Source organism: Glaesserella australis, from assembly GCF_003260095.1.
GTDB lineage: Bacteria > Pseudomonadota > Gammaproteobacteria > Enterobacterales > Pasteurellaceae > Glaesserella > Glaesserella australis.
The window spans coordinates 169197-182638 of the sequence record NZ_PTPX01000017.1 but is presented as its reverse complement, the minus strand read 5'-3'; the positions used below and the strand labels follow the sequence as shown (position 1 = coordinate 182638).

11 protein-coding genes are annotated in these 13442 nt (G+C 39.7%); all 11 read right to left on the bottom strand.

Annotation, left to right across the window (positions count from 1 at the left end; all coding sequences use genetic code 11):
* Positions 1 to 137: 137 nt before the first annotated feature.
* The 11 genes from C5N92_RS09150 to C5N92_RS09105 all read right to left on the bottom strand — a co-directional run bounded on the left by C5N92_RS09150 (position 138) and on the right by C5N92_RS09105 (position 13359).
* Positions 138 to 1550 carry a YdgA family protein gene (locus tag C5N92_RS09150; RefSeq protein ID WP_111750546.1) on the bottom strand — a complete coding sequence of 471 codons (1413 nt, stop codon included), beginning with the start codon at positions 1548 to 1550 and terminating at the stop codon, positions 138 to 140.
* 35 nt (positions 1551 to 1585) lie between these two features.
* On the bottom strand, positions 1586 to 3703 hold the full coding sequence (locus C5N92_RS09145) for a 3-hydroxyacyl-CoA dehydrogenase NAD-binding domain-containing protein (protein WP_111750545.1): 2118 nt from the start codon (positions 3701 to 3703) through the stop codon (positions 1586 to 1588).
* Positions 3704 to 3712: 9 nt separating this feature from the next.
* Positions 3713 to 5017 carry an acetyl-CoA C-acyltransferase gene (locus C5N92_RS09140; RefSeq protein WP_111750544.1) on the bottom strand — a complete coding sequence of 435 codons (1305 nt, stop codon included), beginning with the start codon at positions 5015 to 5017 and terminating at the stop codon, positions 3713 to 3715.
* Positions 5018 to 5128: 111 nt separating this feature from the next.
* Positions 5129 to 6646: an amidophosphoribosyltransferase gene (gene purF, locus C5N92_RS09135; RefSeq protein WP_111750543.1), complete on the bottom strand. Its 1518-nt coding sequence runs from the start codon at positions 6644 to 6646 to the stop codon at positions 5129 to 5131.
* A 14-nt stretch (positions 6647 to 6660) separates the two neighbouring features.
* Entirely contained in the window at positions 6661 to 7161 is a 501-nt protein-coding gene (locus C5N92_RS09130; protein WP_111750542.1) for a CvpA family protein, read from the bottom strand.
* Positions 7162 to 7231: 70 nt separating this feature from the next.
* A complete protein-coding gene (locus C5N92_RS09125) occupies positions 7232 to 8827 on the bottom strand; it encodes an FAD-binding protein (protein WP_111750541.1) in 1596 nt (531 codons plus the stop codon).
* Positions 8828 to 8874: 47 nt separating this feature from the next.
* On the bottom strand, positions 8875 to 9012 hold the full coding sequence (locus C5N92_RS11265; protein WP_161494257.1) for a hypothetical protein: 138 nt from the start codon (positions 9010 to 9012) through the stop codon (positions 8875 to 8877).
* On the bottom strand, positions 9006 to 9497 hold the full coding sequence (locus C5N92_RS09120) for a hypothetical protein (RefSeq protein ID WP_111750540.1): 492 nt from the start codon (positions 9495 to 9497) through the stop codon (positions 9006 to 9008). The genes C5N92_RS11265 and C5N92_RS09120 overlap by 7 nt, the downstream gene beginning before the upstream one ends.
* 143 nt (positions 9498 to 9640) lie before the next feature.
* Entirely contained in the window at positions 9641 to 10447 is an 807-nt protein-coding gene (locus tag C5N92_RS09115; protein ID WP_111750539.1) for an ABC transporter ATP-binding protein, read from the bottom strand.
* Between the two features lie 3 nt (positions 10448 to 10450).
* Complete coding sequence (locus C5N92_RS09110; RefSeq protein ID WP_111750538.1) at positions 10451 to 12406, bottom strand: dipeptide/oligopeptide/nickel ABC transporter permease/ATP-binding protein; 1956 nt, start codon at positions 12404 to 12406, stop codon at positions 10451 to 10453.
* Positions 12406 to 13359, bottom strand: coding sequence for an ABC transporter permease (locus tag C5N92_RS09105; RefSeq protein WP_111750537.1), 954 nt, complete (start codon positions 13357 to 13359; stop codon positions 12406 to 12408). Before C5N92_RS09105 ends, C5N92_RS09110 begins: the two co-directional genes overlap by 1 nt.
* Between the last annotated feature and the right edge of the window lie 83 nt (positions 13360 to 13442).

The window sequence follows — 13442 nt, the reverse complement described above, 5'->3', positions numbered from 1 at the left end:
ATTTCAAAAAGTAGGCTTAAAGCCTTGTACTATAAGGCTTTAAGCTACTTTTTAGCAACAATTTTGTCTATTATGCCATATTTAAATATCACTCTCCGATTAGTGTTGCTCTTCTATAAATAAATTTATCTAGATAACTACTGCATTCCCATAGAACCTAAACCAAGCATTAAGATAAATAATGCACCTTCAACTTCTTCTTTTGGTACATCTCTCCCATTAAGGTTTACTTTACCTTGGTCAATAGTTAATTTCATCTTAATATTTTCATTATCAACTTCAGCCAACGTACTAGCCTTTGCTTGATTAATCAACTCTTCTACGGTCAATTTTGCTTGCTGATCGGCTTCTTCTTTACTTACCCCTTCAAGCTGTGTGACTTGAGATGAAAATTCTTCAATAGATGCAATGTTTAGCTTAGTATCCAAATAAGATGCTCTAAAAATCTTAAGGATCGAATCAAAACTTCCCATTTGGTTGACATCAAACTTATCTAAGTTGAGCAATAATGATAGATTATTTTTCCCTTTCCCATTTTCAAAGCTAAGATCTTTTATTTCAATCTTAGGTGATTTCATCATAATTGACTGTACTACATTACCTGCTTCTGCAGACTCAAATTTTTCAGGCGAACTAAGATATGGTGTGAGATCATTCATCCCTTGAGCATCCATATCCACTAAAACATCCATTTTAAATTGGCCTAATTTCACCTTATTATTGTCTACCTGCATCTCAATTTCAGCTTTTGCATCACCAGAAGAAATTACACGGTCTTTCTCTAATGTTGATTTTCCTGTACTAGTGAGATGATTAAATAGCATAGTAAAAGGTGCTGCTTCATTATCACTTATTTTGAGTGATGTCATATCAACACTATATTTCCCTAGTGTTAATAAAGGATATTGTTTATCTGAGACAGTATCAAACTGATAGCGTAAACCTTGAATTTCTGTTTCTATTTTTTCTGAATCAACAAATTTTACATTTTCAGCTTTGACTTCAGCTTCAGCCTTTTTAGTTGCTGGATCATACTCATAGATATAATTGGATTTAGAAATCGCTAAACTTCCATCCGTCAATCTAATTGGATTGATATTAAACTCAGCTGTTGATGCACCAGAATAGCTAATATCAGATTGACCTTTTCCCAATAATGCTTGCTGTTCAAAGTACACTTTGAGATTTTCAGGTAACTGAATTTTACTTTCAATACTTGCTAATACGGGTGATAAATTTCCTTTTGTTAAACGATTTAACGGTAATGGACCGTGAAATAATTTGTCATCCCCTTTAAATGCGTAAGTTTGACCATCTACCTGTGTTTCTAATGTATATTTCACATCAGAGCTAAAAAAATGACGTTGAAATTGTACATCTTTAATTTCCGCAGTAATTCCATATGCAGCTAATTGTTTTAAACTATTATTTCCTAGTTGAATCAAATCTTGATATTTTGCTTCAACTTGTTGCCCTGTATACCAACTTCCACCAACTGCAGTTACGCCTAAAACAGCGACAACTATGCCTGCAATTTTTGTTAACTTCATAAAGTTTCCTTATATAAAAATGAAAAATAAATCTATTATTCCTGTGCTTGTTCTAATAGCCAATCACAAGGTGTAAAACGATCACCATAACGTTGAGTGTGCTTACGTAACTGATGAACAATTTCTTTAGCTCCAACTCTTTCAATATAAGCATAGATTCCACCTCTAAAGTCAGGGAAATCAAAACCTAAAACAGAGGCCACATTTCCTTCATCCGTTGAACGGATAACATTATCTTGTAAGCACCAACAAGCTTCATTAATCATACGTAAAACACAACGTCGAGCAATTTCTTGTGCTTCTAATTCATTACGCATGATTGTTTCCATTGTGTGATAGATACTTTTATCTTCTTGCGTTCTTTGACCTTTAGAATCATAAAGATAGAAACCACGTTTATTTTTTCTACCTTTACGATCATCTGTCATTAATTTTTGAATGCTGCTTGGTAATACAAAACGCTTTCCTAATTTCTCGACCATTGCAGGATTAGATTTAACTAGAATATCTAACCCAATATCATCAATCATTGCCAATGGTCCAATTTTAAAACCAAACTCTTGTAACGAACGATCAACAAACTCAATACCTTCCCCTTCAGATAAACATTCAATCGCTTCAAGTAAGAATGGAGTTAAAATACGGTTTATGAAAAAGCCTTCTTTATCTGCTACCAACATAGGAATTTTTCCTTGCTGAATGGCAAAATGAACCGCCGTAGAAATCGCTTTTGGGCCTGTTGTTTCATGTGGAATCACTTCTACCATTTGGCGTTTGGTGACTGGGCTAAAATAGTGGAAACCAATCACATTTTCTGGACGTTTTGCCACAGATGCAATCTCTTTAATTGAGAAAGTCGAAGTATTCGTCGCAAAAATAGCATTTTCAGTGTAATAGGCTTCACTTTCTTTCACCATTTGTTGTTTAAGTTCTAGTTTTTCATAAACCGCTTCAATAATAAAATCTGTGGATCTAGCCGCAACTAAACGTTCACCACCAGTGATCAGATTCATTCGTTGAATCATTTCACCATGACTAAGCTGTTTCTTTGTAACTGCTTTTTGCATTAATCCATAACACATTTGTAATGCTTTTTGGATTTCAGATGGATGAATATCTTTAATACGCACAGGAATTTGCGCATGATTTGCGGTTAAATAAGCAATGCCTGCTCCCATATAGCCACTACCGAGAACACTCACCTGCTGAATATCTTTAATGTGACCTAAATCAGCGTACTGTTCTTTCATCGCACGCTCAGTTTTCTTTAAATTCATCAATACTTGAGCTTGCTCTGTACGAATTAATTCAAGTAGAGCTTCTTGTTCTAACACTAAGCCAGCTTTAAAGTGTGGCTCTTTTAATAACTCTAACATTTTTGGAACAGCAGGATAGTTACCAAAAGCCTTATCCCAGACACGATTCTCTATATGGTCTAAATATTTATGACGAATAAAGCGATTACCTTCAAGCTGTTTACGCCATTTAGTGAATTTATCTAATGGGTTTTTATGATCGATTTTTGCAATACGATTATCCAATAACAGCTGATAAGCGGTTTCAAAGAGATTTCCAACAGGAATAAGTTTATTAACCAAACCGATTTTTAACGCTTTTTCTGCACCAATTTTATGTCCTGAAAGAAGCATTGTTACTGCATGTTGTAACCCTACTAACCTTGGTAAACGCTGTGTTCCACCTGCAAAAGGTAAAATCCCCGAACGAATCTGGGGCATTGCAAACTGAGTATAGCTTTCTTCACTTGCAATACGATAATCACAAGCAAGCGCAAGCTCTAATCCAAGTCCATAACAAGCCCCATCAATCACCGCCACTACAGGCATTTTTAAGGTATTAATCTCACGCATCACAAGTTGAGCATTGTTAGAAAGCGCTCTTAATTGTTCATCCGTTTTACCTTGAAATTCATCTAAATCAAATCCTTGAACAAAGCCCTTTGCTTTACCAGAAACAAAAATCACACCTCGTGCTTGTTGATAAATAACGGTTCCAATAACATCTCTCAGATCTTCAATAAATTGTTCCGGTAGCCAATTTTTATTTTGATTTTGAACATTGATACGCACAATAGCAATACGATTATCATCCACTTCAACCTGAAATGGTGAGACTTTTTGTACTTGTTCTGTCATATTTTTTCCTTACTCGCTTTCCAAAACCATCGCAGCACCAAGCCCGCCTAAACCGCTTGAAGCAACAAGCGATAAGCCTCCTCCTTTACGTTTCAACGCTTTAAGAGACTGAATTAAGATACGTAAACTCGTTGCCGCTCTTGGGTTACCAAAGGCTATTGAACCACCTAAATGATTTAATTTTTCAGGATCTATTTCGCCAATACAAGCGGTACGATTTAAGTGATTTTTTGCAAATTCTGTTGATGCAAAGAGTTTCATATTCACTAACATTTGACTTGCTGATGTCTCATGAATATCAATGTAATCCAAATCTTGTAAAGAAACATTTGCACGGTCTAAAGCCAAATGACTCGCAATCGTTGCGCCCATAAACATATTTTGCCAAATATCGTTTCCCGTTACCGCATAGCTACGAATATAACCCAATGGCTCTAAACCTAACTCTTTTGCCTTGTTTTCTCGCATTAACAATACGACCGCAGCACCATCTACAGGACGAGGTATATTCGCTTCAGTGACGGTTGCATAACTTTTATTCATTAATGGAGCAAATGTCTCATAATAAGTAGACTTTGTTGCAGAAGAAATTAGTGTATCTGACACAACGAAATCCGTATAAGGACGCGGAAAAGATGACATGACTTCATCTTTAAGTAAACCTAATTTCCACGCATTTTGTGCTTTCACATGAGAATAGCGAGCATAGTCATCCTGCGCTTCACGACTAATATGATGCTGTTGAGCCATTTGTTCAGAAATTTCCGCCACCGATAATTGCGTCATATAATCTCTCAGATTCACACCATGTGGTTTCAAATCACGCCAAGAAAACTCACGGAACAAACGGTATTTATCATCTAACGTTGGTGCATTAAATATCGCCTTTAGTTTATGAATTACATGCGGACTAATACTGAAAGGGGCATTAGAGATTGAATCAGTTCCCCCTGCAATCCCCGTTGAAATTGAGCCACTAACAATACTTCCAGCAACATTGACAAGAGCCTGTAGCCCAGAAAGACAGGAGCTACTTAACGTATAAGCTTGTAAATAAGGCATATTTAAAGCCAATGCAATCTCTCTTGAAGGATTTGGAATATCTGGTTGCTGAATTACCTGCCCAAAGACTAATTGTTCAATATGCTGATGTTCGATCGCAGTTCGGCTCAATAACTCATTAGTTACCATTGTCCCTAAATCTGTTGCGTAAGAAGATTTAAAGCCTGTATCACGATGCACAAATGGTGTACGCAAGCCAGCAATAATTGCGACACGCTCACCTTGTGCAGTTAGAAGATTTTGTTTAGCCATGTGTCATACAAAAAGATAGAAAAATTGGACAGATTTTAGCATGCTTATATATAAATGCCTATGTATCAGAAAAAGAAAAAGGTGGGTTAACCCCACCTAATTTGAGAAAGCTTAAGACTCGTTGTGAATTTCTAAATTAGTTGCTTGCTTTGCTTGTATAGCTTTGGCTTTATCATTACGGGCTTGAGCAATGGCACAGAGATAGTCCGCATTAATATCGCCTGTGATATATTCTCCTGTAAAGACGGATGCATCGAAATGGTGAATGTTTGGGTTTTCCATTTGGACGGATTCAAACAGAGCCGACAGATTTTGGAAAATCAGGCGATCTACCCCGATCATTTCGGCGACTTCTTCAACAGTTCGGTTATAAGCCACCAGTTCTTCGCAAGTTGGCATATCAATACCGTAAACATTTGGGTAACGCACTTCAGGGGCGGCAGATGCAAAATAAACCTTTTTAGCACCCGCTTGTCGAGCCATTTCGACAATCTGTTCTGATGTGGTACCACGAACAATAGAATCATCCACTAAAAGGACATTTTTACCTTTAAACTCGGAAGCAATCGCATTCAATTTACGACGAACAGAACTACGACGCTGTGCTTGCCCTGGCATGATGAAAGTACGAGCAACATAACGATTTTTCACAAAACCTTGTCGATACGGCTTTTTCAAGACATTGGCAATTTGCAACGCAATATCGGTGGACGTTTCAGGAATTGGGATCACCACATCGATCTCGTCTAAAATATCTGTCCACTCTCTCGCAATTTTTTCTCCCAAAAATTTGCCCATATGGACACGGGCGGCATAAACGGAGACACCATCAATCACCGAATCAGGACGGGCAAAATAGACATATTCAAAAATACAAGGATTGAGTTTTGGATTATCAGCACAGATCGCACTGTGAAATTGTCCGTCAAAGGTAATGTAAATCGCTTCACCCGGTTGCACATCTCTTACGTAATCAAAACCCACCACATCAAGAGCAACGCTTTCTGATGCGAACATATATTCAGTTTGACCGTCCATTTCTCGTTTACCGAGAACAAGCGGTCGGATACCAAGCGGATCACGAAATGCCACCATACCATGTCCGATAATCATCGCTAAACAGGCATAAGCTCCACGAATAACCTGATTGGTGTTGCGTACGCTCTCGAAGATATTTTCAGAGGTTAAAGGCTCGTGGGGATATTGGTCGAGATAATAGGCGAAGATATTCAGTAAGGACTCCGAATCGGAGTTGGTATTGACGTGGCGTTTAGCAAGGTTGAACAACAAGCGTTTGAGTTCGGCATTGTTCGTTAAGTTACCGTTGTGAACAAGGGTTAAACCATAAGGGGAATTAACGTAAAACGGCTGTGCTTCTGAAACGCTTGAACTGCCTGCGGTCGGATAGCGAACGTGTCCGATCCCCACATTGCCTTGTAAGCGCAACATATGTTCTTGACGAAACACATCGCTGACTAATCCATTTGCTTTGCGTAGGCGGAAACGGTTTTCGTCGTCGATAGTGACAATCCCTGCCGCATCTTGTCCCCGATGCTGTAATAACGTAAGCCCATCATAAATAGCCTGATTAACAGGTGTTTGACCGATAATACCAACAATGCCGCACATAAATAACCTCTAAATTAGCTAGACTTTAAAAAACTTGAATTTTCTTGTAACTGTTCAAAAAACCATTTCACGATAAAGTCAAAGTGTGGAATTAATTGTGATTCTTTCCATAGTTCACTTTGGCTGAATGTAGTAAAGGTATCTACAAAAAATAAAATCGCTGCCACAATAAATACCCCTCTCAGAGCACCAAAAGCAGCGCCTAAAACACGATCTGTGCCTGTTAGACCCGTTTTATCGACGAGCTGAGAAATCAATGCATTAATTAATGAGCAGATGATTAAGACTGCAATAAACAAAATCCCAGCAGCAATACCATTACGCAGATATTCCGAATTTTGAATATAAACCGAGTCAATTTGAAGAAGATACCCACTCAAATAAGGATAAAATTTACTTGCCACTAAAAAGGCGATCACCCAACCTGCAAGCGATAAAACTTCACTAACAAATCCACGCCATAGGCTTACAAGTAAAGAAAAAACAATAATTCCGATGATAATTGCATCAACCATTAAACACCTCAAAACTTGCCTTTCGGCAAAACAGAAACTATTCTACAAAAAAAGAAAACGTTTGCGTAGTCTATTTTTCAATGGTTTTTGAAAAATAATGCCCACCTAAACTCACCTTTCTCTTAAGCATTGCTTTCACCACGCTTTGTGCGGCTTTAAGCGCATGGTAAATTTCAATACCTTGATAACGATGATGTTCTAGTGGACAATAACGCTGTTCTAATTGCACTAAACATTGCAGTAACTGTGTTAAATTCACTTCCGTTCGGTACACATTAGCAAACATCGCCATTTGCGAACGAATGGTACTCAACACGTCACTTGCTGTCAGCATTCTATCACCCTTTGGATTGTCTAACGATAGAAAAAACTGTTCGATGTTTTTTTCGCACTCTTGCAAACTTACAAGCGGTCGGTTTTCTGCAAAATTTTGCAAAATGCGTTGAATGGCTCGTTTGGCAAATACCAAACTTCCGCCTACAGAATTACCGCCCAAACGGTTTGCCCCTTCAATGCAAGAGGAAACTTCACCGACAGCAAACAAGCCTTTGACATCACTTTGGGCAAATTCATCAATCACCACACCACCGTTGCAACTATGGGCAAAAGGGGCAATGGCAATGCGGTCTCGCACCAAGTTGATTCCGACTTCTCGCTCTAGCCAGTTGAGATAAACCGTGTAGAACTCTGTTTCGTCTTGGTACAATTCAGGGGAATAATGCAAGTAAATCCCTTTTTCTTGCGGATTTTCAAGCAGATGTTTCATCATTACCAAATCAAATTCCACACAAGGAAAATCAATACTAAAAGGGGCGTAATCGCTTCGTTCCGTCACCATTTGTTTGAACTCACTTTCTGAAAGATACTCAAAAAGATTTCGCCCTTGACTATCGGTGATTTTCTGTACATATTTCAAGGTATGTTCGCCAAACAGTACCTTATATTTTGGCTCCACAAAGGCAGGGATAAATTGAATAAACTCCAAATTCGTCAGCCTTGCCCCTGCTCGCTCGGCAATGGCGTGGGTAGAGCCGATCACATCAGCAGGATACAGATTATCTTTATACAGCCCTGAGATACCGCCTGTGGCTAAGATAATTTGGCTGGTTTTGCAAAAAATATAGCGAATCTCACCGCTTATTTTGTGGCTAAACAACGCGCCTTGCACTTGGTTTTGAGCAGTCACAATGTGCAACAATGTCGCTTCTTCATAAACCGTTGTGCCTTGTTCTGCCACAATTTGTTTGGCTCTCTCGGCGGCTTCTCGCCACTGATTAATCAGATAAATCGGGCGTGGATATTTGGCAAAACATGCAGGACGATTGTCGTTGCGTTTCCACGGCTTAAAACCGATCCGCTCAAGTAGCTCAATGGCTTGGGGCGACTCTTCGATATAGGCTTGCACGATTTTGGGGTTGTTCATTCCCTGTGCAACTCGCTCAATATCTTCTTTAAATAGAACGTGATCGGCTTGATCTCCTGTTACTTGAATACCGAGTGTGGCTTTCAACGGAAAAAAACTCGCCCCACTGCCGATAGGGGCTTTGGTGATTAAGGTTGCTTGAATACCGTGCTTTTTCGCTTCCGCACAGCAAGCAAGCCCTGCAATACCGCCACCGACAATAAGTAGGTCGGTTTGGATGTGGTGGGAGATAATTGGAATCATAGTTTTCGTTATAAAAAGTTATCCCTAGCAAATGGCTAGGGATAATGTTATTTCTGGATTTTAGGCAACGGCACTTCAACCGTTTTAACACGTTTTTCTTTAATGGCTTTTAAAATAGCATTTCGGGTACGAATAAAATTCATCTGTTTGAATTCTAACGCATTTTTAGGTTTTAGTTCTAGCATATTACCTCCTGCACAGTAGGGGTTAGAATTAAAAAACATTCTCCATTTTGACCTAAACCCATAATGGGTTTAAATCGAATAAATTGTTCACTACGAAACTCACACATCTTTTGATACATTTTCTGTAACGAAAGTCTATCTGCTACAATTAAGTAACACTCAGGATTGTAACGTTGATAATGAGCAAAAATCAAGCTAAATAACTGTGTCTTTAAAGCTTCGTACTTACTCTTTGTAAAACGGTGATTTTTAGGGGGTAAATAAAGTTCACCCCTATAATTTTCGTCATAATAAATTTCAGACAATGTGAATTCGATACTATAAGTTAATTTTCCTTGCGTAATTCTTAAAATCATCTCATCAAAGTCTAGCATTCCCTCTAACATTTTAGTAAACGCAATGGTATAGCTAGTATTATCAACATCAAAATCGGCGTATTGATAAACTAGCTCATCATCTTGAAATTCCTGAAATACAATCGACATATATCCTCCAATTTGGAGATATATTCTCTGAATAATCTTATTTATCAAGTAGATAAACTGATTTTTTCGACGAGTATCACAAAAATCAAGCGGTAAGTTCTTCTTCAAAACTTACCGCTTGTTTTATCTCTTTAGCACATCTTTTAGAGCAACGACGGGGCTGCGTCTAATAGGATTCGAGTATATTCCTGCTGTGGACGGTCAAACACATCGGCGGCATTGCCTTGTTCGACAATTAATCCGCCGTTCATAACAACGATACGGTCAGAGACTTGACGAACGGTTTGTAGGTCGTGGGAGATAAACACCATGGCTAAATTGAGTTCTTTTTTCAGGTCCGCAAGAAGATTTAGCACTTGAGCTCTCACAGATACGTCCAATGCGGATGTTGGTTCATCGGCTACGATCAGTTTTGGGTTTAGTGCTAACGCCCGGGCAATCGCCACACGCTGTTTTTGTCCGCCTGATAAACGAGTTGGCTCAACCAATGCCGCAGAGCGTGGTAAACCAACACGAGAAAGAAGATCATACACACGTTTTTCACGTTCATGTGGCTCTAAGATATTATGGATATCCATCGGATCTCTGAGAATATCCAATACTCGCATACGTGGATTCAGCGCTGTTGCTGGGTCTTGGAAAATAACAGAAACTTGGCGACCAAACTGTTTACGCGCTTCGGCACTGCCGTATTTCATCTGTAAGCCGTTGAATTTGACCGTACCTGATGTCGGTTTTTGTAAGCCGATAATCACGTTGGCAAGGGTCGATTTACCACAGCCTGACTGCCCTACTAAGCCGACGGTTTCTCCTGCACTAACTTCAAGGCTAACGCCACCAACAGCGGTAAATTTTTTCGGGTTAAACAGTGTGCCGTCACGAGACGGGAACTGTACTACAATGTTCTCTAATTCGATGATCGGCTGTTCTTTTAATGGTTTCATACTCATTGTTTATCCCTCCAAATGTGAAGCCCAAAGGTGTTTCGGATTGTCATTTGCTGGCACCAGTTTCAAGCGTTGATTTGGATTGGCATCTGGGCGTAACGAACGGCTTGCGAAGCGGTCGCCTTTAGCAAAGTCAAACGGTGATGGTACACTGCCTGGGATTTGATATAAGCGTTCTGCACGACATTCCGTTGAAAGCACAGAGCCAAGTAAACCACGAGTATATTCGTGCGTCGGATTAGAAAGTAGTGATGAAGTCGGTGCCATTTCGACCACTTGCCCCGCATACATTACGGTAATGTGGTGAGCCATTTGTGCTACCAACGCTAAGTCGTGGCTAACGAATACCATCGCAAAACCGAGTTTTTCACGCAATTCGTTGAGCAATTTAATTACTTCTGCTTGCACCGTTACGTCAAGGGCAGTCGTTGGTTCGTCTGCAATCAACAATTTCGGCTCACGAGCTAATGCCATGGCAATCAATACACGCTGACGCTGACCGCCTGATAATTCGTGCGGATAACGGTTTAAGGTTTTCTCTGGGTCAAGTTTTACCCATTTAAGCAAAGTTTCCGCCGACTGTTTTCCGCCACGACTGATAAGCTGTGCCATTTGGTCTTTAATTCGCATTGACGGGTTTAAGGCACTTAATGCGTCTTGGTAGATCATTGAGATCTCGTGTCCACGCAATTCGTTGAGCTTATCGGTTTTCAATAAGTCGTGTTGGTTGCCTGCGCGGTCGGTGAATAAAATTTCTCCTGTAATTTTTGCCGTTGAAGGTAACAAGCCCATGATTGAGAATGCTGAAATGGATTTACCACAGCCCGACTCGCCCACTAATCCCATTGTTTCACCTTCGTTTACGGTGAAGCTGATGTTATCAACTAACGGAGTTTCGCCATAACGATTTGGGAAACGGATCGAGAGATTTTTCACCTGTAAAATCGGTTTAGCATTTGGGTTTAACTGCATACGGTCGGTACGGCTTGTCTCTTTCTCATGTAATTTGAGCAAGTAGCGTTTTAATGCAAGGCTTTCTGCCATTGCTTCTTGTACGTCCGTTGAAAGCGGTTTAGATACATCTTCTTTGGTTGTCGTTGGGCTACGTTTAAGTTTTGGATTGACCAATGCGTCTGTTAATCCTTCAGATAAGATATTAAGAGACAATACTGTTAAAAGAATCGCTAAACCTGCAAAGGTTGTTGCCCACCAGAAGCCACTTAACACTAAGTTACGGCCTTCAGACAAAATATTCCCCCAAGATGGGAATGGTGGTTGAACCCCTGCGCCAAGGAAAGAGAGAGACGCTTCAAGAACAATCGCATCTGCAACCATGACTGTCGCAAAAACAAGTACAGGTGCAGCGGTGTTACGCACGACGTGTTTTAATAAAATGTAAGTACGGCTACCGCCAATCACTCGTTCTGCACGAACATAATCTTCTTCCCATTGTGACACCACATTTGCACGTACTACACGAGCAAGTTGTGGGGTATAAACAATCGCAATGGCTAAGATAATAACAGGAACTGCATTACCTAAGGTTGCCAATAATACGGCAGCTAAAGCAATACCTGGGAATGCCATTAAGATATCCATACAACGCATGATGACTTCATTACCGAGTTTATCTGCAGTTGCAGCGGTTGCACCAAGAATACTTCCGAATACAATCGCAAGCCCTACGGCACCTAAACCGATAAAGAGTGATGTTCTTGCCCCATAAACCATACGAGAGAAAATATCACGCCCCAAGCGGTCTGTTCCAAAGAAATATTCACTACTTGGTGCTTGAACTGGTCTTAATGTTTGTAATGGGTCATAAGTTGCGACGACAGGCGCAAAGATAGCCACAAGCGTAATAAACACTAAGAAACATAAGGCGATTTTTGAACTGGTTGGTAAGGCTTTAAATCTTGCTCCGCCTGAAGCAAGTCTATCAGCTAATCCTTGGCGAAACATTATAAACTCCGAATTTTAGGGTTAATTAATAAGTACAGAATATCCACAATGATATTCACCAATACAAAGGTAAATGCGATAGTAAGTACAACACCTTGAACTAAGTGTAAGTCATGGTTAACAATACCGTTGAAAATGAGTTTTCCCATCCCTGGTAAGTCAAAGATTTGTTCAATAACAACAGCACCACCTAATAAGTAACCGACACGTAAACCTAATACGGTCACAGGTGTAATTAATGCATTACGTAATACGTTGTGTCTAATGACGGTTGAATAAGGGACGCCGTTACCAATCGCGGTACGTACATAATCTTTATCCATCTCTTCAACCATAGATGTACGCACTACACGGATAAGTGATGCACAAACTGGGATCGCTAACGCAAGTGAAGGTAAAATCATTGAGTTTACATAGCCACTGACGCTTTCACTAAATGGAGTAAATCCGCCCGATGGTAGCCAGTCTAATTCAAGTGAGAACCATTGAATTAATAAGATACCTAGCCAGAAAGATGGCGTTGCGACTGCAGCAACAGAAAGTAGGCGAATCACTTGATCTGCAAAACGGTCACGATAAAGTGCAGCAATAACGCCAAGAGAGAATGAAATAATCGCAGCAAGAAAAACACCGATAAAGGTTAATTGTAGGGTTAAAGGAAATGCTTTACCGATTAACGATGTAATAGGTTGCTCTGGTGGTGTTGTCATACCAAAGTCTAATACCAAGACATTACCAATGAATCGAATATATTGAACAATAATCGGATCATTTAATCCATGTTGTTCACGATAAAGCTCTTTGGCTGCTTCACTTGCACTTTCCCCGAGAGCAACTGTCGCAGGATCTCCAGGTGTAAATTGTAAAATGATAAAAACTAATGCACTAACGCCAAGCATCATAATGGGGAGAGCCATTAATCGACGTAGTAACAGACGAAGTACGATTTCCATTTTTTTCTCCGACTACAAGAAAGGTTAGTGAGATGAGTTATTGTTATAAAGAAACAAGCGGGTCGATCAGGTTAATAATTTGC